The sequence below is a fragment of the Arcticibacter svalbardensis MN12-7 genome, assembly GCF_000403135.1.
GTDB classification, from domain to species: Bacteria; Bacteroidota; Bacteroidia; order Sphingobacteriales; family Sphingobacteriaceae; genus Arcticibacter; species Arcticibacter svalbardensis.
Genome location: NZ_AQPN01000044.1, coordinates 14,212 through 36,128 on the forward strand (window position 1 = coordinate 14,212; position 21,917 = coordinate 36,128).

The following is a 21,917-nucleotide window of genomic DNA, read 5'->3' on the forward strand; positions in this document are numbered from 1 at the left end:
TGTTTATTCAAAAATTATTGTTTTGTTTCCACTTCTAAAAACGCGGTCTTGAAATACAAGCTGCATCGCTTTATTCAAAACCGACTTTTCTATTTCTTTTCCTGAAATAACCATATCGGAAACGGTAAAGGTATGGTTTACGGGAATGGTTTGCTGAACAATTATAGGTCCCTCATCCAGATCATTGGTTACATAATGCGCAGTTGCCCCAATTAGTTTTACCCCGCGTTCAAATGCTTTACGATAAGGACTTGCGCCAATGAATGCTGGCAGGAAGGAATGATGTATATTAATGAGCTTTCCTTCATAATGTGATACGAATTCAGGAGAAAGAATCCGCATGAATTTAGCTAATACAATATAATCCGGTTCATATTCATTGATGATCGTCTTAAGCTCCTCTTCGAAAACCAATTTTGTTTTATTCTCATGCGAAACATGATAAAAGGGGACCTCGTACTTTTTAGTCAATTCCCTTAAGGTATCATAATTGCCAATCACACAGCAGACGTTTGCATTGAGCGTATTGAAGTAATTTCGAATTAATGCATCACCAAGGCAATGATATTCTTTAGTCACCATGATAACGATGCGTTTCTCGACTTTTGGATTAATAATCACCTCAGAATACGCTGGCAACACTGACCTTAATTCCAAAACTAAATTCTTTTCGTCAAAAGAAGAGCCATCACATTCAATCCTGGCAAAGAACTGATTGGCTATTTCGTCAACGAATTCACGCATAGCCGTAATGTTTAATTGGTGATTAACAAGTACTTTAGAGATAATTGCTACTAATCCCATTTCATCCCTGCATTGGATGAGGACTAACGTTTTATTCATGGCCTAATATAATAAAACCTTTTATTTATGTAAAAGGATCAAAATATGTATAAAACACAAACACTTCTATCCAAATGAGTGTTACAGGTATACATAATTAACACAATAAAGTATGAAAAAGTTAGTCTACTCTCTTTCTCTGGCAGTTGCAATGTCACTTGCTATGTTTTCTTCTTCAGCTAATGCTGCTACAGAATCAAGTAAAAATCCAGCAAAAATGGAAAATACAATGACTGCAGATCAGCGTGACGCAAAAGTGAAAGACATTCAGCGACGCGTTGAAGAGATCAAATCAATGGATAAATCCAAATTGACTAAACAAGATCGCAAAGAGCTGAAAAAAGAACTTAAAGAAATGAAAAAACAAGCTAACGCTGTTGGCGCTGGTGGTGTTTACCTTTCTGTAGGTGCAATCATTATCATCATTCTTCTTTTGATTCTTATTCTATAATAAAAATTCAACAACAATTAAAAAGCCGTAATTCGTTTACGGCTTTTTTTTATCCAGCCATCTATGCTTTCTTTGACCTGCAATATGTCCCGAAATCAGGGTAACCCGCTATACTCATGAAGTTCATTATCAAAAAAAAGTCCTGAAATGCAATACATTTCAGGACTTCTGAGAGCGATGATTTAAAAACTTGGTTTGAATTTAACGCTCTTTATACTGTTTTGTTTTATAAAGCTAAATTATTCTCTTTTCTTTTAAAATATTCTTTAAATCCTCAGGCGTGTCAATGGCTTTTGTTTCAATGTCGGTAATGGCTACTTTGATTTTGTATCCATTTTCCAGCCAGCGTAACTGTTCTAACGACTCCGCTTTTTCAAGGAGAGATACCGGTAATGCAGTAATCTTTTTTAATACATCTGAACGATAGCCATATACCCCAATATGCTTGTAATACGTATGATACAATAGCCAGGTGTCCTTATTTTTATCCCTTAAATAAGGAATAGGTGTGCGACTAAAATACAATGCTTCCGAATTTTTATTTAAAATAACTTTCGGAGAATTTATATTGTGGAGTTCTTCTGTTGATGTAATAATTTTAACCAGAGTAGCTAACTCAGTTTGCGGATCAGCAAAACAATGTCCCAATAGATCTATTTGCCTGCTGTCGATATATGGCTCATCCCCCTGAATGTTGATGATTACATCAAAACCAGGTAGCTTTTCTGCTGCTTCAGCACATCGGTCTGTTCCACTTTGATGGTTGGATGAGGTCATGATCACTTGTCCGCCAAAACTTCTTACATGTTCTAAAATCCGGTCATCATCCGTGGCTATTGCAACATCACTTAAAGTGGCAGATTTCAAGGCCTGCTCATATACCCGCTGGATCATACTTTTTCCATGAATATCAATAAGCGGCTTTCCTGGAAAACGCTTAGAGGCATATCGAGCCGGAATAAGGCCTAATATGCGTATTGGATTATTCTGAACTGGTTCTGACATATCCTCTTTATTTTAAACTGAAATTAAAAAAGGCCATGAATTTCTCTTTCAATGCTTTCAATAATAAAACCAAGATCTTCAGGGTTGTTTGAAAAATCAAGATTATCTTTATCTAGTACCAACAGCTTTCCTTCTTTGTAATTGTCAATCCACTTCTTGTATTTATCATTCAATTTTGATAAATAGTCCAAACGGATCCCTGCTTCATAATCTCTTCCCCGTTTTTGAATATTACTCACAAGCGTTGGAATGGAAGCCTTCAGATAGATCAATAAATCTGGTGGTCTAATGAAAGAAGTCATATTGTCGAATATGGACCGGTAGTTTTCATAATCCCTTTCCGTCATTAATCCCATTTCATTCAGGTTCTCCGCAAAGATGTACGCATCCTCATAGATCGTACGATCCTGAATAACATGGTGGTCTAGTCCTTGAATCTCTTTAATCTGGTTAAAGCGGCTATTCAGGAAATAGATCTGCAGATTGAAACTCCAGCGTTTCATATCGTTATAAAAGTCTTCCAGGTAAGGGTTATGATCTACTGCCTCATACTGCGCTTCCCAGCCCAGATGTTTTGATAGTAATTCGGTTAGTGTGGTTTTTCCCGCACCAATATTTCCAACTATTGCTATATGCATATATACGATTAATGAGTAAATGGGGGTTAAAATGATTTAAACCCAATAATCTCCCGGACTTCTTTAATTGTTTTACTGGCACTTTCACGTGCTTTTTCGGCGCCCATCTTAGATACCTTTCTCAGGTATTCTGAATTGGATGAAATATCATTAATCCTTTCCAAAATAGGGGCGGTAAAGATGATCATGTCCTCTGCAAGCTGTTTCTTCAGGTCTCCGTACCGGATTTGACAGTTATTATACAAATCATCAAAATGAGTATAAGTATCTGCTGATGATACCGCTGAGAGTAAGCTAAACAGATTTTGAATCACATCAGGTTTTGCCTGATTCATTTCCAACGGACCTCCATCTGTTACTGCACGCATCACTTTTCTTCTGATTTCTTCCGGTGAATCAGAAAGAAAGATGGCATTACCTTCTCCTTCGGACTTTCCCATCTTTCCTTTTCCTGTAAGTCCGGGGATCTTAACCAGGTTAGTCGAATAATTGAAAGCATAAGCTTCAGGAAAATAATCTACCTGGTACAACCGGTTAAAACGGTTTCCAAAAGTACGGGACATTTCAAGATGTTGCTCCTGATCCTTTCCAACTGGTACCTTGGTTGCTTTATGAATAATGATATCCGCAGCCATTAAAACCGGGTAAGTAAGCAAACCTGCGTTTACATTATCCGGTTGATCTCTTATCTTATCTTTAAACGAAGTGCTTCTTTCCAATTCGCCCATATAGGCGTTCATGTTGAGGTAAAGATATAATTCGGTCACCTCAGGAACGTCAGACTGCACATAGATCGTCGCTTTTTCAGGATCTATCCCACAAGCAAGATACTCCACAAGTACCTGTTTTACATTTCCATGCAGATCCTTGGGAATAGGATGTGTGGTCAATGAGTGAAAATCTGCAATAAAGAAAAAGCAATTATACTCATGCTGCATTTTTATAAAATTCTGCACTGCTCCGTAATAATTGCCTAAATGAAGTTTACCTGTGCTGCGAATACCGCTTACAACTGTTTCCATAACTGGGCGAAAGTAAGTATTTTTTATAATTTTGACCCGAAATGAAACGATTATTAAAGCGGTCACACCGATATTTATATTTTATCAACGTATTCTTCTATTTTACACTGCTCTATCCCTTTTTATATTATTTCTCCAGAAAGCGGGAGCGGTACCCTACATTGAATAAATGGAGGCGACTGTTTTCTTACCTGGCAACCCTTTCTTCCGGATTCAGATATAAATATCATTTTGAGACGCCTATCGATTGGTCCCAATCCTATATCATCTGCGCCAACCATAGCTCCAACCTGGATATCCCGGCAATGGCCATCCTGGTAAAAGGTAATTACGCTTTTATGGCCAAGGAGGAACTGCTGCATAACCCGGTCACCGGGTTATTTCTTGAAACGATCGATATCCCCTTGAACCGCAATAGCAAAATGTCATCCTTCAGGGCATTTAAACGTGCGGAAACTTACCTGAAATCAAATATTTCAGTCATTGTTTTTCCCGAGGGAGGTATTTCTGAACATTATCCTCCTCAGCTTGGCGAATTTAAAAATGGACCTTTTCGGTTAGCTATTGAATATAACCTGGCTATTATCCCGGTGAGTATCCCGGATAATTATAAAAATATGTGGGATGATGGATCAAAATATGGAAGTAGACCGGGAATTTGCCATATTTGTGTTCACGCTCCTGTTTTAACTCAAGGCTTAACTTCTCTGGATGCAGATGATTTGAAAGTGAAAGTATTTAATTTAATAAACAGCGGATTATTATAAATTACAAGACCTGTTCAAATGATACAGGAAAAATAGAATATACATGAAATTAGACTATCAAACTATCGAACGTATGGCCCACCTGGCCAGACTAGAAGTAAGTGAAGTTGAAAAGGTATCTTTATTGAAAGATATGGAAAACATCCTGAGCTTTATGGAAAAGCTTAACGAGTTGGACACTAGTGGAGTAGAGCCGCTTATTTATCTGAATGATGAAGTGAATGTTTTAAGGGACGATGTGGAGAAGAATGATATTTGTCCCGCTGAAGCTTTGAAAAATGCTCCTCTTCATGACGATGTATACTTTAAAGTAGCTAAAGTAATTGAGAGAAATTGATATGTAACATATCTTAATTTAAAGAATCTAACCTGTATGCAAAATGAGCCGCTAATCATCATCAAAGAAGTTGGAAGAAAGTATGTCATTGGTTCCGAAATTATTCATGCTTTGAAATCAGTAACACTGAATATCAACAAAGGTGAATTTGTGGCATTAATGGGACCCTCTGGTTCCGGGAAATCCACATTGATGAACATATTAGGCTGTCTGGACACCCCCAGCAAAGGCGAATATATATTAAATGGGATTCATGTAAGTGAAATGACCGAAAACGAACTTGCTGAAGTTCGTAATAAAGAAATTGGATTTGTCTTTCAAACCTTTAATCTTTTGCCCAGAGCGAGTTCACTGGATAATGTGTCCTTACCATTAGTGTATGCAGGAGTATCAAAGACTGAGCGGAATGAAAGGGCATATAAGGCCCTGGAGAACGTTGGGTTAGGAAATAGGGTCGATCATAAGCCTAATGAGCTTTCGGGGGGTCAGCGCCAGCGTGTAGCGGTTGCACGTGCATTGATTAATAATCCATCTATTATTTTAGCTGATGAGCCTACCGGTAACCTCGATACCCGTACATCGGTAGAAATAATGGGACTTCTGGAAGAGATCCATCTTAAGGGGAATACCATCATTCTGGTTACTCATGAGGAAGATATCGCACAGCATGCGCATCGTATTGTTCGGATGAGAGATGGTTTAATTGAAAGCGATTATCCTAATGAACATATTAAAAAAGTATCTCCACGTTTGCAAGACCTGGAAGATAATGGCGTAGACTTTGAACAAATCAACTAAAATGAAGATTTATACCAAGACCGGAGATGCAGGACTAACTTCGCTTATTGGTGGAGTACGTGTTTCTAAAGCAGATATACGTCTCGATGCCTATGGCACGGTAGATGAATTAAATTCATACATTGGATTAATTCGCGATCAGGAAATTACTTCAGCCCAAAAAGATGCTTTAATGCAAGTGCAGGAGCATTTGTTTATTATGGGGGCGCTACTGGCTGCTGATAATGAAAAATCGAGAATGAAACTTCCCGGACTTTATCCCGCTGATATTGAACAGTTGGAGCATGGAATTGATGCCATGCAACAGGAATTAGCACCTTTAAAAAACTTTATACTGCCAGGCGGTTCTACACTGATTTCATTTTGCCATATAGCCCGATGTGTGTGTCGGCGTGCCGAACGAATTATCGTTCATTTGTCACAAGATAGTGCTGTAGAAGATCTTATCATGATTTATTTGAACCGTTTAAGCGACTATTTGTTCGTCTTAGCAAGGAAAGTAGCTATGGATAACCAAATACCCGAAAATAAGTGGTTCCCAAGGTAATTACTGGTCAAAAAAAAATACTTGAAAAAATAATAAATTTTATTATACTTTTGCGAAAATAATAAAAACTAAAATTCTAAGAAATATGTATTGGACATTAGAATTGGCATCCCACTTGGAAGACGCTCCCTGGCCAGCAACTAAGGATGAACTAATAGACTACGGAATCCGTTCTGGAGCTCCAGTTGAAGTGATAGAAAATTTGCAGGCGCTGGAAGATGACGGCGAGCCATATGAGAACATTGAAGAGATCTGGCCGGATTATCCGACTAAAGATGATTTCTTCTTTAACGAAGATGAGTATTAAAAATTAGCCTTGCCCTTAAGCAGGGCTTTTTTTTTGCCCTTTTTTATTTGAATAAAGAATTTTAAAAAAAAATAAACAAAGAAGCTCTTTTTACATTCTTATGGTATAAATTCTTAATCTATCACGAAAAAATTAGTACTATGGGAAATTTACTTTATTTGATTGCAGTTGTCTTGATAATTATCTGGGCAATAAGTTTTTTTGGAGGATTCTATACTGGCGGTATCATTCATGTTTTAATAGTAATTGCAATTATTGCAATATTACTACGGGTCATCAGAGGTGCTGCTTAATAAATTTGCTTAAAAATAATGCTTTAAGACCTGCTGAATAAGCGGGTCTTTTTTTATGCCTTAGAACTTAGAAACAAGGAGGCAACGGCTAAATCTTCGATGTAAGTTATTTTTATATTAGAAGCATGACCCTGGGTGGTAAATATCGTATATCCCGCATGTTCAACAACAGATGCGTCATCTGTAAAGAGTTGTGAATATAATTGATTGTAGGCCTTCTTAAGTACCTTATATTTGAATACCTGTGGGGTTTGCACAATCAATATGTCATCTCTTGAAATAGACACCGTCGTTGAGCCGTTTATTTTCCTTAAAGAATCCTTGCTTGGAATTACAGGTATTACCGCTTCTTTCACTGTAGCCTCATCAAAACAGCGGGCAATCAGCTCTTCGTGAATTACAGGTCGTACTGCATCGTGAACTGCAATAATTGAATCTTCGTTGGTAATGGCCTGAACTGCATTTTTGACGGAGTCAAATCGTTGGGCACCTCCCGGTATAATGGTATGGGGAATAAAAAAATTGTGCTGAACACAAAGATCTTTCCAATAGGAAATATAATCGGTGTTCAGCACAATTAAAATTTCAGGCTGATAGGATGAATGATAGAAAGCCTCAATGGTATGCATCATGACAGGCTTTCCGAGCAATAAGTGAAATTGCTTGGGAAGGTCAGCTTGCATTCGCTTTCCTGATCCACCGGCAACAATTATTGCATAATAGTGCATTTAGATAATCAGCATGGCATCACCATAGCTGTAGAAACGGTATTTCTCTTTTACCGCAACTTCATATGCGTTCATCACACTTTCGTAACCTCCAAAAGCGGAGATCATCATTAATAAAGTGGATTCAGGTGTGTGAAAGTTAGTGATCATACTGTTGGCAATACTAAATTCGTATGGAGGGAAAATAAACTTACTGGTCCAGTCATTTGCTGGTTTAAGTTTCTTTCCTGCAGATACTGCTGATTCAACGGCACGCATACTGGTTGTACCAACGGCACAAATCTTACGTTTTTCATCTAAAGCGTTATTAACCATATCAGCAGTTGGCTGATCGATAATAAATTGCTCCGAATCCATCTTATGTTTTGTCAGATCCTCTACTTCAACAGCACGGAAGGTACCAAGACCTACGTGTAAAGTTACCTCTGCAAATTCAACGCCTTTTAATTCCAGACGTTTCATCAGTTCGCGACTAAAATGCATACCTGCAGTAGGGGCTGCAACAGCTCCTTCATTTTTTGCAAATATAGTTTGGTAACGTTCTTTATCTTCTGCGGTCGCCTTACGCTTTATATATTTTGGAAGAGGTGTTTCTCCAAGGATTTCAATATTCCTTCTGAACTCTTCATTTGTTCCGTCAAAAAGGAATCGGATCGTACGTCCGCGGGATGTAGTGTTATCTACAACTTCGGCAACTAACAGATCATTGTCTCCAAAATAAAGTTTATTACCTACACGTATTTTACGTGCCGGATCTACTAAAACATCCCATAAACGTAACTCCTTATTTAGCTCACGTAGTAGGAATACTTCAATAGTTGCACCTGTTTTTTCTTTATTGCCGTACATACGGGCAGGAAAAACCTTGGTGTTATTTAAAATCATAACGTCTTTTTCATCAAAATAATTGATGACGTCTTTAAATATTTTGTGCTCTATCGCTCCAGTATTGCGGTCAAGTACCATTAAACGTGCTTCATCCCGCTGATCCGAAGGAGTAGTTGCTATTAATGAATCAGGTAGATCGAATTTAAACTGGGATAATTTCATATAAGAGTAATACTAATTTCAGGGCGCAAAGTTACTAAAAAATATTTCTATTATTTAATCTTTTCATAATGAACTAATAGCGTGCGTCATATGTTGGAACCCGCTGGATACATAAGAGCGGGCTAGTTCGCTTTACACTCGACCCTTGCAGCTTGGTTCACCCTGAAAACAGCTGTTTTCAGCCAGCTGCAACGAACAAGCAAGGGTGCTACATCGAAGCTGACTCCTACACGATACCAACTTGGTTTGATGATGCTATATTTATCACCCTTTGTAACTTTTAATTTGTAATTTCATCTAACCTGCAATATGATCGTATTAAAACTAATTCTGGAGAGTTTTAACTTTGCGTTTTCTTCTTTGAAGGAGAACAAGTTACGGACATTTTTGTCCCTGATAGGCATTACTATTGGTATCATGACTATTATAGGTGTCTTTTCGGCTGTTGATACGCTACGCAATAATCTGCAGAGCAGTGTGGATAAATTAGGAAGTAACACCGTTTATGTTCAAAAATGGCCATGGGAATTTGGTGGCGATTATCAATGGTGGAAATACATGAACCGACCTACTCCAACCTTACGAGATTTTGAAAAAGTGAAGGAACGGGCTACCAATGCGGAAGCGGTTTCTTATAGTGTTTGGGCGGGTAATCGTACTGTAAAATATAGAAGTAATAGTGTGGAAGGTGCTGAGATTTCAGCGGTTACACATGATTATTACAAGACATGGAGCTTTGATCTGGAAGATGGACGCTATTTTTCGGAAGCTGAATCTAAGGTAGGGAGCCCTATTGCTCTTATAGGCTTTTCATTAGCGCAGGGTTTGTTTCCAAATCAGAGGGCGGTAGGAAAAGATATTAAGGTGATGGGAAGGAATATCAAAATTATTGGTGTTTTTAAAGAGGAGGGAGAGGATATGCTTGGAACTTCTGCTGATAAAACAATATTGCTTCCTTTAAACTTTGCCAGGAACGTGATTGACATTCAGAATGAACAATATGGTCCTCAGATTTCTGTTCGTGGCAAACCTGGTGTACCAGTGGAGGAACTGGAAAGCGAACTTAAAGGAATCATGCGCTCGGTTCATCGTTTGAGTCCAAAAATGGATGATAATTTTGCCTTGAACAAATCAACTATTCTTACGGCTCAACTGGATAGCATGTTTGCCGTGGTCAACCTTGCTGGTGGTGTAATCGGGATCTTCTCGATCCTGGTTGGTGGATTTGGGATTGCCAATATCATGTTCGTATCTGTAAAAGAACGTACTAATATTATCGGAATTCAAAAGTCTTTGGGTGCTAAAAACTACTTTATTTTGCTTCAATTCCTCATCGAAGCTGTTGCCCTTTGTTTAATGGGAGGACTGATTGGATTGGGGATTGTCTACCTGCTGGCCTTTATTTTGAATATCGTAACAGATGTTGATATTATAGTGGATATGAGTAAAGTGGTTTTAATGTTTATTCTTTCAACTGCAATAGGACTTATTTCAGGGATTATTCCGGCTTTTATGGCATCGCGACTTGATCCTGTTGAAGCTATAAGAAGCAAATAAGTAAGGGTTTCCTGAAAATTAACTGAAGTTTTCTTGTAGAATAATGGCCTTATTTAAGTGCTATCGATTCCTTTAGTAAATGCGCTTTGTCGATGGACACGACGCCTACATGTTCGCAAACCAGTCCACCAGCCAGATTTGAAACGGCGGCAGTTGTAAATACATCCAGTCCACTAGCCAAACATACCGCTGCTGTAGCAATCACCGTATCGCCGGCACCTGAAACATCGGCTATCTTTCTGATATGCGCTGGGATAAGTCTTTTCTGATCATTTGACTGCATAAATACGCCTAACTCTGACAAAGTAACCATAATGTAATCAGCGTTCAAGTGCGTCTTAATTTGTTTTACAGCAGACTCCAGATCTTTCATCTGGCGCATATCGATCTCCACTTTTAGTCCCTCGCGGAGTTCTTTCAGGTTGGGTTTAAATAGAGTTACATTCGCGTATTTAAGAAAATTCCTTTTTTTAGGGTCAACAACGGTAATGATATTCTTCTTCTTAGATTCGGATACGATTTCGGTTATCAACTGCTGACTGATCACTCCCTTGTCGTAATCCTGAAATATGATTGCGTGAATCTCCTTGCTGTTGATGAGGGTTTTAATTTTATCGATGAGCTGGCCGGAGTGTTCCTGACTCAGTAGGGCATCAGTTTCTTCATCGATCCGGAGCATCTGTTGGTTCTGACCAATCACCCTGGTTTTAACAGTGGTAGGGCGGTCGTTCAGGCTGATTATTCCTTCAGCAGATAGTTCATGATCTTCCAGTAAATGCAGAAAGGCTGCACCTTCGATATCATTCCCGATTACCGAACAGATTAATGGGGTAGCACCAAGGGATTGGATGTTTAGTGCCACGTTAGCTGCACCGCCAAGGCGATTTTCGCGTTTATGTACAGAAACTACAGGGACAGGAGCCTCTGGGGAAATGCGGTCTACATTTCCCCAAAGGTATGAATCCATCATGACGTCTCCTATGATTAGAATGTTCAATTCACTGAACTTTCTGAACAGGTCTATCATTTTAATTTTGCTAATGCGCTCTTAATACGTGATGCGGCTTCGATTAGTTTCTCTTCTGAAGCAGCGTATGATATGCGGATTGAATTTTTATCTCCAAATCCATCGCCACTCACAACAGCCACATGTCCTGTATTCAATATATATAAGGCCAGTTCATCCGAAGTGTTAATTACTTCACCACTTTCTGAAGTTTTTCCAAAGAACGAACTCACATCAGGGAAGAAATAAAACGCACCACCAGGAAGGTTTACCTTCATTCCGGGAATATCTTTTAATAAACTATAAACAAGATTACGGCGTTTTTCAAATACAGCCCTCATTGCGTTTACACTGTCCAGGTTACCGTTATAGGCAGCAACTCCTGCTTTTTGGCTGATGGAACAGGTTCCGGAAGTGGTTTGGCCTTGAAGTTTCTCGTTTGCTACGGCAATAGTTTTGTTGCTGGCGGAGAAACCTAATCTCCAGCCTGTCATTGCATAGGCTTTAGATAAACCGTTAATAATAATGACACGATCTTTAATTTCAGCAAACTGAGCAATAGAAGCATGTTCACCAAGGAAATTGATGTGCTCATAAATCTCATCGGAAATAATATAAATATTGGGGTATTTTTCAAATACTTTAGCCAGACCTGCAAGTTCGTCTTTGGTATAAACCGTTCCTGTAGGGTTATTTGGAGAGGAGAACATGAAGAGCTTAGTTTGTGGTGTAATGGCAGCTTCAAGTTCTTCAGGAGTGATTTTGAAATCAGATTCTAAAGTAGTATCGATAAATACAGATACTCCCTCTGCTAACTTAACCAGTTCGGAGTAAGATACCCAGTATGGAGTTGGAATGATAACTTCATCTCCAGGGTTTACCAGACTAAGTATGATGTTGGTTAGCGATTGTTTCGCACCTGTTGATACGACAATCTGATCGAAAGTATAATCCAGATTATTTTCACGCTTTAACTTTTCAGCAATCGCTTTTCTCAATTCAGGATATCCCGGTACGGGTGTGTAGTAAGAAAAGTTTCCGTCAATTGCCTTTTTCGCTGCATCCTTTACAAAATCGGGCGTGTAAAAGTCTGTTTCTCCAAGACTAAGGCTGATCACATCAATGCCTTTTGCTGACAACTCCCGACCGAGTTTTGACATCTTTAAAGTAGCCGACTCGTCGAGATTGTTTATGCGGTTAGATAAAATACTCATAGTACAAATATATATTAAAAGTGGTTTAAAGCTAAAGTGTAAGCTAATTAAATGGAAATGTGTTTGGCCTGACTGATTATAAAGTCTTTATCGAGGACTTCGGTCTTTGCTATCGTATTGATTTCGATGTTGTTGGCGTAGCTCCGTATGGCCTTTTCTGCATACTCATCATTTGGTCCATTTACAATTATTCTGGTTACAGGGATGTTTAGACTGTTCAGCAGCGACAAACTGAGCAGGGTATGATTGATGCTGCCCAGGTAATGTCTGACAACAAGAATCACTTCGGCATCAAACTTTTTGATCAGGTCAACCATGTATTGGTTTTGATTTAAGGGAACCATAAGTCCCCCTGCACCCTCTATAACCAGCCGGTTAAGGGTATCCGGTAAATTGATCTGATCAAGGGAAATCTGTACCCCATCAAGGTCTGCGGATTTATGAGGAGAAAAAGGTTGCGTTAAACGGTAGGCCTCCGGATGAAAGACCGTTTTACTATTTGAGACCAGTGACTGTACTTTAAGGGTGTCAGAGTCATGCAAATCACCGGATTGGATGGGTTTCCAATAGTCCGCCTGAAGCTTTTCGGTTAATATAGCGGACACCACGGTTTTCCCTATGCCGGTGTCAATGCTTGTGATGAACAATGGTTTCATGCTGTTTTTATTAATAAAGAGAGGAGTTGTTTAATGTCCTGAACGGAATTGAAGGTATGCAGACAAATCCGTAGACGTTCTTTGCCTTCCTGAACAGTAGGACTAAGGATTGGCCTGATATCAAATCGATGTTCTTTTAATAAGAGTGCCATCTGCTTAGCTTCATTATTGCCTGGGATCAAAAAAGATTGAATCGGAGAGTTGGATGGTATAAATCTTTTGGCAATTGCTGCTGACTCTTTTTTAAAGAACTGAATCTTTTCGTGAATCTTAGTTTGAAAATCTTCTTTTTGAAGTAACTGATAGGCCATACTCACTGATAGATGCGAGTGGGAGGGTGCAGCTGTACTGTATATGAAGGAGCGGGCAAAATTGATCAGGTAATTTCTTAGCAGAGAGGATCCCACTACCGCGGCACCATGGCAGCCTAAAGCTTTTCCGAATGTGATTACCCTGGCGAAAATGCGCTTTTCTAAGTCGTAATGGGTTATAAGACCGCTACCGTGTGGTCCATAAATTCCCGTTGCATGTGCCTCATCCACAATAAGGGCGGCACCATATTGTTCAGCTAATTCCACTAATGCTTTGAGAGGAGCTTCATCTCCATCCATGGAATAGATGCTCTCCACAGCAATATAAATGTTTCCTTTGGAAACTTTGATTTTGGCTTCGAGGCTTTTGAGGTCGTTGTGTCTAAAGGAATAGCGGGTGCCATTACTTAATCTTGCTCCATCAATAATGGATGCGTGTGCTAACTCATCGGTTATAATCGTATCGCCTCTTTGGGCAAGGGATGAAAAAAGACCTATGTTAGCGTCATATCCTGAATTGAAAAGCAATGCGCTTTCTGCTGAATGGAACAGCGCGAGGTCTGTTTCCAGTTGTTCGGCTATTGTATTGTTTCCTGAAATAAGTCGGGACCCTGTAGAGCCTGTTGGTTGAGGGGCTTGGGCTTTTTCTTTTGAGCTGATGAGTTCTCGAAGGTCTGCAGAGGATGCAAAACCAAGATAATCGTTTGAACAAAAGTCAATCAGACCTTCATTAATGGTAAGTTTCCTGAAAGCATTAGCATGTTTTCTAAACTCAAGTTTCTGTTCTAAAAATGTTGTTATGTTATTCACTTCTTTTCCCCGTCCCAAAATTAAAAAAGCGACTGAATAAAGTCGCTTTTTTAATGGAATAAGAAAATGTTTTTTTAATTGTCAGGATTTGGTTTTTGTCCGTTAGCTTTACGTCCGTTTCCCATTTTGCTTTGACGGTCAGCAATATACTTCTCATAAGATTTCTTCTGGTCGTCTGTTAAGATGTCCATAATCTTTTTTTGATGTTCCTTTTGAAACTCCTGCATTTGGGTACGCATAACCTTACGGTCTGCTTGTGCTCCACCTGCATTTTTGAGACTATCCATTTGTTTGGTCTCTGTTGTCATAATTGCTGAAACCTGTGTTTTTTGTTCAGCAGTTAGAGAAAGTTGTTTGTCAAGCATTTCCAAATTTCTCTTTGCCATTTCTTCAGGGCTTCTTTGAGGTCTTTGTTGGGCCTGACTAAAAGAAACAGCTCCGGCTAATAGTGCGATAAGCAATAAATTCTTTTTCATTTTGTTCGTTTTTCTTTATAAGACTCAAGAAAGATCAACAGGTTTAATGAGGCGATTAATTAATTTTTTGGTTTGTTAATCTGTGCAATAGATTTTTGCATTTGGGCCATCATTGCGGTTAGACTTTCCATGGTAGGTTCTGGCGAAGGATCTGGAAATGAGGTGGAAATATAGGCCTTTGCTTTCCAGATTTCAAGGATATCTTCAGCTTGCACCGGATAGGGTTCATAGACCTGGTTGTCGGAGATCAGTTTGATTGACTTGTTCTCTTTGTACTTATTCCCTGCTCTTTTATATACAATACCATCAGATTTAGTAATAAACACATAGGTATCGCCAATTTTTACATCGGTCCAGTTTTCAATATACTCCCCAATGATTAATGAGCCGGGCTGTAGAGGAAGCATAGAGTCTCCTTTTAGTTCAAACGCGCGGTAAGTAGTGCCTTGTGATAGAAATGGAAGCCGAAATTTGGGCAATTCACTTATGAATTCGGGATCAGAATAGCCATTTAAATACCCTGCACTGGCTTTTACAGGTACAAGTTCTATATTTTCCCTGTCTTCTGAATCAACAGAAATACTCAGTACACGAATTCCTGAAGCATCTAGTTTGGGTTTAGGATTCCACTTTTCATTAATCGTTTCATTGATCAATTCATCCATGGTTAATTCATAGAACTCTGCGAATTTTTTTAGCAAATCATATCTTGGTTCCGCTCTGTCTTCTTCATACGCTCCAACAAGGGATCTTTTAATCTCCATAGTATCAGCGAATTGCTGTTGCGTGAGCTTCTTATTTTTCCTTAAATATCTTAAATTATTAGAAATGTTGCGCATATTAAAAATATATTTTGTTTTGCTAATATTATTAGTATCTTTATGCCAATAAAATTAGCAAATAATTTTAACATATAAAACATTAAAGTCATGAAAAGATTTGTTTATGTAATTACAGACAGAAACCGGACTTCATTGCATGTGGGCATGAGCTCTGATTTATTAAAAACAATTAATTTTTACAAGGAAATGCCAAACCTGTTTTTTGACAGTGCAAGTCAGCTGAGCAGGTTAATTTATTTTGAGGAACTTCGCACCGAAGAGGTTGCTTTACATCGGTTTAACCTGATCTGTAAGTATACCAGGGCACAAAAGGAGAAGTTGATCCGGGATGTGAATCCGGATTGGCTAGATCTTGCTATTGGATTAAGCTACGAGGAAATGATGCTGCAGGCTGAGCTTTTGGAACCTGTTAAAATAGGAAAAGCGGCTTAAAACTTGCCGCTTTTCCTGATATAAAGTCCTTGATAAAATTCTTAGCTAAACAATAGAGCTAGCATGTTTACCAACCGGGAGCGAAGGTTAATCCAAACACGCCCGCTTTGATATCTTTTCGTTGAAAAGGAAATGCATAGTAGGGTTCAAGAACGAAATAGCCAAACATATTGACACGGAGAGAAATACCCGCACTCATAGCTGGGATGCGTTCTATTGTAGTGGACGAACTGTTTGTACCTCCAATGAAGCCGCCCGTATTTCCATTGTTTCCAATGGGAGTAGGAGAAGGAATATCAATTACCTGTTGATCGTCAGAAGCTTTCCATCTTAGTTTTGAATTTGAATTATAAGCTATACCAATATCAAAAAACAAGTTCAGGTCGGAAAATAAGAATTTAGATTCTACTGCTGAGAGTTTCTCGGGACCGGTAAAAGGCAACCTGACTTCAAAGTTAGCAACAGCAATTTTTGATCCTGATAGTTGGTCAATAGAGATCCCTGTGTTGTTAATTCCGTTATTGGAATAGAGGGAAGCAGATTCATAACCGCGGATCAAATAAGGATACCCAATATATAAAGGATATAAGGCACTTTGGTCTTCACCGAAACGGGTATAGCTATAAAACCTTCCAGCAAGAGTAACTGGTTTTAGTCGTACATATTTACGCAGATCAGCAGTAAATGCCTGGAAATTATAATCGCCGATATAATTTTCTATCCCTATTCTGAACCTGAATCCGCTTAATGGAGAAGTCACTCCAGAAAAGGAATTATCGCCTACAAAAGCAGCATTGGTTTGGTAAATAGTAAAAGCATCGAAAGTACTTCCTGGATAGGCGGCAGCTAATTCATCTCCTTTAAGTCGGCGTTTATCCGAATCGAAAGGATAATAATCACTTCCTGTATAGGTAAGTTCTCCGGTTGGGGATTCTGTTACATAAGCCTGGTAATAATTAGCCATCCTGTCAATCCTGTAGCTGTAATAAGCAGCACCTAGACCTGCTTCAAAACGGAAGATTCGGGAAAAGGGATAAGATGCAAAGAGCTGAACCTGATCCTCAAACGTACGAAGCAAATCTGTTCCTTCCACATAATTATATCCCGTTGCGCCCGGGTTATCTCCTGCTTGAAGCTGACTTACATAAAAACCTGATAAATAAGGGATATGAGAAACAGAGGTTCCGTAATTGATTCGGCCTTGTTGATTGATATAGGCTACCTGACCACCAAAATCATAGATCTCACCGTTCACTGCAGCAGTGGCAAAGATTTGGTTACGACCAAGGATATCACTGAAAATTCCCTGAACACCACTGGAAAGACCTGTACCGAAGCGACCAACAGATGCGCCAACACCGTTACTTGACAAGTAGTCAAGTTTAAATTGAGGACGGTATTTGACTGCCTCTATCTGACTGCCACTAATTGTTTCAAAACGTTCGAAGTTCCTTAAATTAGCATTGATAAGATCTACGCCGGTTTGTTTTCGTGGTGGAAGATTAGCTGCATCAAAGTTAATGGCATTTCTCTGTACAACTACTGGCTTAAACTCGCTGGCTTTAGCATTGTAGATAGTATATTTTTGAGATCGGTAATAGGAATATAAAACATCGTCGTTGCGGGATAAACTTAAGGCTGGTGAGTACGCTGTGATGCCGCTGATTCCGGTGAAATAATCGGTCATCTGCTCTACTACCTTTGTCCTTAATGTATATCGGTACAAGTTTCTAAACCCATCCCGATCTGATAGAAAATAGATCTGTTCTCCATTGGAGGAAAACTGTGGATTCAGATTGTCGGCACCATTAAAGACATCAATATTAGTGATTGCTTTTGTAGCCAGATCCATTATAGCCAGATTGTAGGTTATATTAGCGGTCTGGGCACTTTTATCCAGCGTGGTCCGGTCACTGGTAAATAGCAGGTACTTCCCATCCGCAGAAAAGTTCGGTTGGTAGTCTGAATATTTATCGTTGCAAAGCTGCGTCAGGTTTTTCGTCTTTGTATTGTAGATATAGAGGTCGCTAAATCCTTGTTTTAAACCAGTAAAGGCGATATCATCACCATTTGGAGCCCATGCCAGGTTACTAAACTCCCTGACATCACCCATACCTTCGCTCATCAGGACTTTCCCATTTGCAATATTAACCACCATCAGTTTATTCTGACCTTGATTATAAATGGTAAATGCGAATTTTTTGCTATCAGGGGACCATGCACCGGCAGACTCTATAAAGCTGAATTCGTCTATGTGGGTATTGTTGGTTCGACTGCTTAATTTGCGGATTATTTTACCTGTTTGAGCATCTGCAAGAAACAGATCGATACTGAAAAGTTCTTTCTCGGACAGGAATGCGACATATTTACCATCAGGTGAAATTGCAGGAGCTACATTCATGTCCCCTCCATTCTTATTGTCTATCAACCGATGTCCTACAGGAATCTGTGAAGTATCTTTTAAGAAAGGTTTATAGGTATTCTCTATGCTTGTTCGCCATAAATTGGATAATGTACGCTCGTCATAACCAAATGTAGCCTGGATTGCATTCTGATAGCCCAGTTTCGCTGTTGCTTTAAAGAAAGGGACAATTATGGTGTCCCCATAGGTTGAACCTACATATGCCCAGAAAGCCTGCCCATAACGGTAAGGAAAATATTTGTTAGTCTCCGTTAGGTCCCTTAGTGTCGGAATATCCTTATTTAAGTAGGCGTCACGCATCCACATGGCAGTAAAAGGATCGACCTTTCCTATGGAAAGGTATTCGGCCATCCCTTCCACCATCCACAAGGGAAGATTTCCAATGTTTTCCAGGTTGGTTGAGTCTCCTTCAATTAAGGAGTGATATTGAAAGGCATGCACGAGCTCATGACCAAGAACATGACGGGTTTGCTGATTGAGCTGCATAACAGGCATGATTACCCTGTTTTTCATACCTTCCGTTACACCTCCTGTTCCGATGCCTATTTCCCCTGATATAGCGGTTGTTTGTTGGAAATCGGAATGATTGTTATATAAGATTACTGGATTTTTTTTTGCAAAAGTATCTCTGAATACCTGTTGATGAAGGTCATACCATAACTCACTTTCCTGCATAAAGCGCTTCACCAGTGAATCATTTTTCAAATAAGAATATAGTTCAAAATGAGGAGACTGGTTAACCTGAAACTTAAGATTTTTATAACGGACTTTGTTTTGTCCGAAGTATTGCGCCTTTGATGGACTGGCTGTAAGAATAAGGGTTAAAGAAAGAAGTGAATAAAAAACTCCTTTTTTTAACATGGTCAAGTTTAGATAGAAATTTTTCATATATGTAGGTTATATACGGATATCCAGAAAAGTTATTGTACTCAAATCTAATTGTTTTGGTCCTTGTTTTGTTTTTTCTCTTCTCGTTTTTCCTGTCTTTTTCTTTTTCTCTCTGAACGGCTATCCTCAGCTATATTTTGGTTGCTTTTGGGAAGAATGGCAGCACCTCTATCTGCAGGAACAAGTACGGGAGGATTGTCGAGGTTAGTATCGTTTATATGCAAGGTATCAGGAACAGACAACGAATCGGTATCTACAGAGTCCACTTTAGTGGTGTCGATAACAAATCGTGGGGACGGGCAGTTGTAATCACGGGTAATTTCCACACCGGGACCAGGAAAAGGGCCGTAAGTATAACCTGAAGAGGCGTCATGATACACTTTTTCCATAAATTTTCCGAATATCGGTAAAGCAGTATGAGCACCTTCGCCAGTTCCTGAAGACCTGAAATGGACACTTTGCTCATCGCAACCTACCCATATCCCTGTTACCAGATCTTTGGTAATACCCATGTACCAGCCATCAACGAAATCGGATGAAGTTCCTGTTTTACCACCAATCTGGTTTCCTTTTTTCCAAAGATCCCATTCCCAAAGAGACTGTGAAGTACCTCCGGGTTCATCCATGCCTCCTCGAAACATGTATAACATGAGCCAGGCAATTTCTTCTGTCAGTGTCCTTTTTTGTTCGGCTTTGAATTGCTCAATAATTTTTCCTTCATGATCTGTAATCCTTTCCACTAAAATAGGGTCTGTCCGTACTCCCTTATTTAAAAAGGTGCCATAAGCTTTAACCATTTCAAATACGGAAACATCATTGGAGCCTAAACTTACTGAGGGAACAGATTTAAGATGACTTTCAATACCGCATTCATGTGCATATTTTACCACATTGTCCCAACCTACTTTTTCTGTGATCTGTGCAGTGATTGAGTTTACTGATTTACCCATTGCCCATCTCATACTCATTTCTCTTCCGGAAAAAGAATAGTCTGAGTTTTTAGGTTCCCAGTATTTGGTTGAATCGTCTTCCTGATACTTAATTCGAACAGGTTTGTCGATGAACTTGTCGCAAGGAGACATTCCACTTTCCAATGCCGCAAGGTAAGCGAATGGTTTAAACGTGGAGCCTGCCTGTCGTTTAGCCTGGTTTACATGGTCGTATTTAAAGTGTTTAAAATCAATACCACCTACCCAAACTTTAATATGTCCATTGAAAGGATCAAGAGTCATCATTCCAGTATTTAAGATGCTGGCATAGTACTTTATAGAATCCATGGTTGAAAATTCTACTTCTTTATCGCCATCCCAACTGAATACTTTCATCTTTTTGGGTTTATTGAAGTAGGCATCAATAGAATCCTGATTGCCATTATATTGCTTTTTCAGCAGGGCATATATGGGAAGGCGCTGAGAAGCTATTTCAGGAAAGTTTTCGATTACTTTACCGTCCGAAGTTCGCCATGGATCTTCATTTCCCCATACATTCTTAAATCTTCTTTGTAACGACTTCATTTGTTCATTAACGGCCTCTTCGGCATAGCCCTGAAGCTTGGAGTCAATCGTAGTATAGATTTTTAGTCCGGATTCATATAGGTCATATCCGTTGTCCTCTGACCATTTAGTTAAATAACGTTCTACTGCAGAACGCAGATACGAATCGCCTCGTTCTTCCTCTGTAATTTGTCCCTTTCGGATGTTTAAAGGACGCTGACTAAGGGTATTGAATTCTTGTGGGCTGATATATTTATACTTTTCCATCTGTGAAAGCACGACATTTCGTCTTTCAAATGCTTTATCGGGATGGTTTTCCGGGTTATAGGTAGTAGTAGCCTTAAGCATACCAATCAATAGTGCGGACTGTTCAACTTGCAATTTTTCAGGTTCCTTATTGAAGTACAATTTTGAAGCAGTTTTTATACCATACGTATTACTTCCAAAAGGAACCGTATTGAGGTACATAGTAAGGATTTGTTGTTTCGTATATTTCCCTTCAATCTTTAAAGCAGTTAACCACTCTTTAAATTTATAAATCACTGTCCTTAAGATAGGGACATGTTTAATCAGACCTTGTTGTTTAATATTTCGGGTACGATAGAGGTTTTTGGCAAGCTGTTGTGTGATGGTACTGGCTCCTCTTTTATCACCGGATACGGTAGAAGCTAAACTGGAGAATAATGATCTGATATCAACACCTGAATGGCTAAAAAAGCGGATATCTTCCGTGGCAACAAGTGCGTCAATGGTTCCCTGTGATATTTTGTTGAACTCCACAGGACTTCGGTTTTCTTTGTAATAACGGCCAATTAATTTACCATCGGCAGTGTATAGTTCTGAAGCAATCCGCATATTCGGAGCTTCAATATCTTTGATAGTAGGGGAGTAACCGAATAGCCCCAGGAAATTTATTTCAATGGCACAAAAGAAAATAATAGAAAAATAGATGCAAATTAGAATGTAACGTAGTGGCTTATTTTTAATCTCTTTAAACATATAGTGGTCGGAATATATTATCCTT

23 protein-coding genes are annotated in these 21,917 nt (G+C 39.1%); 9 read left to right on the forward strand and 14 right to left on the reverse strand.

The features are described 5' to 3' along the window. Positions 1–3 precede the first annotated feature (3 nt). Positions 4–843: a formyltetrahydrofolate deformylase gene (gene purU, locus ADIARSV_RS05335; RefSeq protein ID WP_040299171.1), complete on the reverse strand. Its 840-nt coding sequence runs from the start codon at positions 841–843 to the stop codon at positions 4–6. Positions 844–955: 112 nt separating this feature from the next. Here purU and ADIARSV_RS05340 point away from each other — a divergent pair, with 112 nt between their 5' ends. After that, on the forward strand, positions 956–1,294 hold the full coding sequence (locus ADIARSV_RS05340) for a hypothetical protein (RefSeq protein WP_040299172.1): 339 nt from the start codon (positions 956–958) through the stop codon (positions 1,292–1,294). A gap of 234 nt (positions 1,295–1,528) precedes the next feature. On the opposite strand, the gene kdsB is transcribed toward ADIARSV_RS05340, so the two are convergent. Genes kdsB through trpS form a run of 3 tightly spaced genes read right to left on the reverse strand, consistent with a single transcriptional unit; the run spans position 1,529 to position 3,959 of the window. Further along, the gene (gene kdsB, locus ADIARSV_RS05345) at positions 1,529–2,299 is read right to left on the reverse strand and encodes a 3-deoxy-manno-octulosonate cytidylyltransferase (protein WP_016194394.1); all 771 of its coding nucleotides are present in this window, start codon (positions 2,297–2,299) and stop codon (positions 1,529–1,531) included. 23 nt (positions 2,300–2,322) lie between these two features. Then, on the reverse strand, positions 2,323–2,937 hold the full coding sequence (locus ADIARSV_RS05350; protein ID WP_016194395.1) for a deoxynucleoside kinase: 615 nt from the start codon (positions 2,935–2,937) through the stop codon (positions 2,323–2,325). A 26-nt stretch (positions 2,938–2,963) separates the two neighbouring features. After that, the gene (gene trpS / locus ADIARSV_RS05355) at positions 2,964–3,959 is read right to left on the reverse strand and encodes a tryptophan--tRNA ligase (RefSeq protein ID WP_016194396.1); all 996 of its coding nucleotides are present in this window, start codon (positions 3,957–3,959) and stop codon (positions 2,964–2,966) included. Positions 3,960–4,000: 41 nt separating this feature from the next. Between trpS and ADIARSV_RS05360 the strand changes: the two genes are divergently transcribed. The 6 genes from ADIARSV_RS05360 to ADIARSV_RS21450 all read left to right on the forward strand — a co-directional run bounded on the left by ADIARSV_RS05360 (position 4,001) and on the right by ADIARSV_RS21450 (position 7,008). Then, on the forward strand, positions 4,001–4,726 hold the full coding sequence (locus ADIARSV_RS05360; RefSeq protein ID WP_016194397.1) for a lysophospholipid acyltransferase family protein: 726 nt from the start codon (positions 4,001–4,003) through the stop codon (positions 4,724–4,726). Between the two features lie 43 nt (positions 4,727–4,769). Next, positions 4,770–5,063 carry an Asp-tRNA(Asn)/Glu-tRNA(Gln) amidotransferase subunit GatC gene (gene gatC, locus ADIARSV_RS05365; RefSeq protein ID WP_016194398.1) on the forward strand — a complete coding sequence of 98 codons (294 nt, stop codon included), beginning with the start codon at positions 4,770–4,772 and terminating at the stop codon, positions 5,061–5,063. Positions 5,064–5,099: 36 nt separating this feature from the next. After that, positions 5,100–5,861: an ABC transporter ATP-binding protein gene (locus ADIARSV_RS05370; RefSeq protein ID WP_016194399.1), complete on the forward strand. Its 762-nt coding sequence runs from the start codon at positions 5,100–5,102 to the stop codon at positions 5,859–5,861. Between the two features lies 1 nt (position 5,862). Continuing rightward, positions 5,863–6,408: a cob(I)yrinic acid a,c-diamide adenosyltransferase gene (locus ADIARSV_RS05375; protein ID WP_016194400.1), complete on the forward strand. Its 546-nt coding sequence runs from the start codon at positions 5,863–5,865 to the stop codon at positions 6,406–6,408. Between the two features lie 85 nt (positions 6,409–6,493). Further along, the gene (locus ADIARSV_RS05380) at positions 6,494–6,715 is read left to right on the forward strand and encodes a DUF2795 domain-containing protein (protein ID WP_017258669.1); all 222 of its coding nucleotides are present in this window, start codon (positions 6,494–6,496) and stop codon (positions 6,713–6,715) included. A gap of 140 nt (positions 6,716–6,855) precedes the next feature. Beyond that, entirely contained in the window at positions 6,856–7,008 is a 153-nt protein-coding gene (locus ADIARSV_RS21450; RefSeq protein ID WP_152439779.1) for a lmo0937 family membrane protein, read from the forward strand. Between the two features lie 53 nt (positions 7,009–7,061). Here ADIARSV_RS21450 and ADIARSV_RS05385 read toward each other — a convergent pair whose 3' ends face one another. Both ADIARSV_RS05385 and queA read right to left on the reverse strand, forming a co-directional pair. Continuing rightward, positions 7,062–7,736 (reverse strand): 2-C-methyl-D-erythritol 4-phosphate cytidylyltransferase, encoded by a 675-nt coding sequence (locus tag ADIARSV_RS05385; RefSeq protein ID WP_016194403.1) that lies wholly within the window; start codon positions 7,734–7,736, stop codon positions 7,062–7,064. Then, entirely contained in the window at positions 7,737–8,786 is a 1,050-nt protein-coding gene (gene queA, locus ADIARSV_RS05390; protein WP_016194404.1) for a tRNA preQ1(34) S-adenosylmethionine ribosyltransferase-isomerase QueA, read from the reverse strand. A 309-nt stretch (positions 8,787–9,095) separates the two neighbouring features. Between queA and ADIARSV_RS05395 the strand changes: the two genes are divergently transcribed. Next, entirely contained in the window at positions 9,096–10,343 is a 1,248-nt protein-coding gene (locus tag ADIARSV_RS05395) for an ABC transporter permease (protein WP_016194405.1), read from the forward strand. Between the two features lie 49 nt (positions 10,344–10,392). Here the strand turns inward: ADIARSV_RS05395 and ADIARSV_RS05400 are convergent, their stop codons facing one another. From ADIARSV_RS05400 to ADIARSV_RS05425, 6 genes are read right to left on the reverse strand one after another with little or no spacing between them, the layout of a single operon-like run. Next, positions 10,393–11,370, reverse strand: coding sequence for a bifunctional heptose 7-phosphate kinase/heptose 1-phosphate adenyltransferase (locus tag ADIARSV_RS05400; protein WP_016194406.1), 978 nt, complete (start codon positions 11,368–11,370; stop codon positions 10,393–10,395). Then, complete coding sequence (locus ADIARSV_RS05405) at positions 11,367–12,563, reverse strand: pyridoxal phosphate-dependent aminotransferase (protein ID WP_016194407.1); 1,197 nt, start codon at positions 12,561–12,563, stop codon at positions 11,367–11,369. The genes ADIARSV_RS05400 and ADIARSV_RS05405 overlap by 4 nt, the downstream gene beginning before the upstream one ends. Positions 12,564–12,610: 47 nt before the next feature. Next, the gene (gene bioD, locus ADIARSV_RS05410) at positions 12,611–13,219 is read right to left on the reverse strand and encodes a dethiobiotin synthase (RefSeq protein WP_016194408.1); all 609 of its coding nucleotides are present in this window, start codon (positions 13,217–13,219) and stop codon (positions 12,611–12,613) included. After that, entirely contained in the window at positions 13,216–14,358 is a 1,143-nt protein-coding gene (locus tag ADIARSV_RS05415; protein ID WP_016194409.1) for an aminotransferase class I/II-fold pyridoxal phosphate-dependent enzyme, read from the reverse strand. The genes bioD and ADIARSV_RS05415 overlap by 4 nt, the downstream gene beginning before the upstream one ends. Positions 14,359–14,414: 56 nt before the next feature. Next, a complete protein-coding gene (locus ADIARSV_RS05420; protein ID WP_016194410.1) occupies positions 14,415–14,816 on the reverse strand; it encodes a hypothetical protein in 402 nt (133 codons plus the stop codon). Between the two features lie 59 nt (positions 14,817–14,875). Continuing rightward, the gene (locus ADIARSV_RS05425) at positions 14,876–15,655 is read right to left on the reverse strand and encodes an XRE family transcriptional regulator (protein WP_040299178.1); all 780 of its coding nucleotides are present in this window, start codon (positions 15,653–15,655) and stop codon (positions 14,876–14,878) included. Between the two features lie 90 nt (positions 15,656–15,745). Between ADIARSV_RS05425 and ADIARSV_RS05430 the strand changes: the two genes are divergently transcribed. Beyond that, positions 15,746–16,090: a GIY-YIG nuclease family protein gene (locus ADIARSV_RS05430; protein WP_016194412.1), complete on the forward strand. Its 345-nt coding sequence runs from the start codon at positions 15,746–15,748 to the stop codon at positions 16,088–16,090. Positions 16,091–16,157: 67 nt separating this feature from the next. On the opposite strand, the gene ADIARSV_RS05435 is transcribed toward ADIARSV_RS05430, so the two are convergent. Both ADIARSV_RS05435 and ADIARSV_RS05440 read right to left on the reverse strand, forming a co-directional pair. Next, the gene (locus tag ADIARSV_RS05435; protein ID WP_235048365.1) at positions 16,158–19,400 is read right to left on the reverse strand and encodes a DPP IV N-terminal domain-containing protein; all 3,243 of its coding nucleotides are present in this window, start codon (positions 19,398–19,400) and stop codon (positions 16,158–16,160) included. A 47-nt stretch (positions 19,401–19,447) separates the two neighbouring features. Further along, entirely contained in the window at positions 19,448–21,892 is a 2,445-nt protein-coding gene (locus ADIARSV_RS05440) for a penicillin-binding protein 1A (RefSeq protein ID WP_040299180.1), read from the reverse strand. Between the last annotated feature and the right edge of the window lie 25 nt (positions 21,893–21,917).

Bases quoted from the DNA above. Each gene is read 5' to 3' on its own strand.
- purU (WP_040299171.1), bottom strand. From the start codon at position 843: ATGAATAAAACGTTAGTCCTCATCCAATGCAGGGATGAAATGGGATTA.
- ADIARSV_RS05340 (WP_040299172.1), top strand. From the start codon at position 956: ATGAAAAAGTTAGTCTACTCTCTTTCTCTGGCAGTTGCAATGTCACTT.
- kdsB (WP_016194394.1), bottom strand. From the start codon at position 2,299: ATGTCAGAACCAGTTCAGAATAATCCAATACGCATATTAGGCCTTATT.
- ADIARSV_RS05350 (WP_016194395.1), bottom strand. From the start codon at position 2,937: ATGCATATAGCAATAGTTGGAAATATTGGTGCGGGAAAAACCACACTA.
- trpS (WP_016194396.1), bottom strand. From the start codon at position 3,959: ATGGAAACAGTTGTAAGCGGTATTCGCAGCACAGGTAAACTTCATTTA.
- ADIARSV_RS05360 (WP_016194397.1), top strand. From the start codon at position 4,001: ATGAAACGATTATTAAAGCGGTCACACCGATATTTATATTTTATCAAC.
- gatC (WP_016194398.1), top strand. From the start codon at position 4,770: ATGAAATTAGACTATCAAACTATCGAACGTATGGCCCACCTGGCCAGA.
- ADIARSV_RS05370 (WP_016194399.1), top strand. From the start codon at position 5,100: ATGCAAAATGAGCCGCTAATCATCATCAAAGAAGTTGGAAGAAAGTAT.
- ADIARSV_RS05375 (WP_016194400.1), top strand. From the start codon at position 5,863: ATGAAGATTTATACCAAGACCGGAGATGCAGGACTAACTTCGCTTATT.
- ADIARSV_RS05380 (WP_017258669.1), top strand. From the start codon at position 6,494: ATGTATTGGACATTAGAATTGGCATCCCACTTGGAAGACGCTCCCTGG.
- ADIARSV_RS21450 (WP_152439779.1), top strand. From the start codon at position 6,856: ATGGGAAATTTACTTTATTTGATTGCAGTTGTCTTGATAATTATCTGG.
- ADIARSV_RS05385 (WP_016194403.1), bottom strand. From the start codon at position 7,736: ATGCACTATTATGCAATAATTGTTGCCGGTGGATCAGGAAAGCGAATG.
- queA (WP_016194404.1), bottom strand. From the start codon at position 8,786: ATGAAATTATCCCAGTTTAAATTCGATCTACCTGATTCATTAATAGCA.
- ADIARSV_RS05395 (WP_016194405.1), top strand. From the start codon at position 9,096: ATGATCGTATTAAAACTAATTCTGGAGAGTTTTAACTTTGCGTTTTCT.
- ADIARSV_RS05400 (WP_016194406.1), bottom strand. From the start codon at position 11,370: ATGATAGACCTGTTCAGAAAGTTCAGTGAATTGAACATTCTAATCATA.
- ADIARSV_RS05405 (WP_016194407.1), bottom strand. From the start codon at position 12,563: ATGAGTATTTTATCTAACCGCATAAACAATCTCGACGAGTCGGCTACT.
- bioD (WP_016194408.1), bottom strand. From the start codon at position 13,219: ATGAAACCATTGTTCATCACAAGCATTGACACCGGCATAGGGAAAACC.
- ADIARSV_RS05420 (WP_016194410.1), bottom strand. From the start codon at position 14,816: ATGAAAAAGAATTTATTGCTTATCGCACTATTAGCCGGAGCTGTTTCT.
- ADIARSV_RS05425 (WP_040299178.1), bottom strand. From the start codon at position 15,655: ATGCGCAACATTTCTAATAATTTAAGATATTTAAGGAAAAATAAGAAG.
- ADIARSV_RS05430 (WP_016194412.1), top strand. From the start codon at position 15,746: ATGAAAAGATTTGTTTATGTAATTACAGACAGAAACCGGACTTCATTG.
- ADIARSV_RS05435 (WP_235048365.1), bottom strand. From the start codon at position 19,400: ATGAAAAATTTCTATCTAAACTTGACCATGTTAAAAAAAGGAGTTTTT.
- ADIARSV_RS05440 (WP_040299180.1), bottom strand. From the start codon at position 21,892: ATGTTTAAAGAGATTAAAAATAAGCCACTACGTTACATTCTAATTTGC.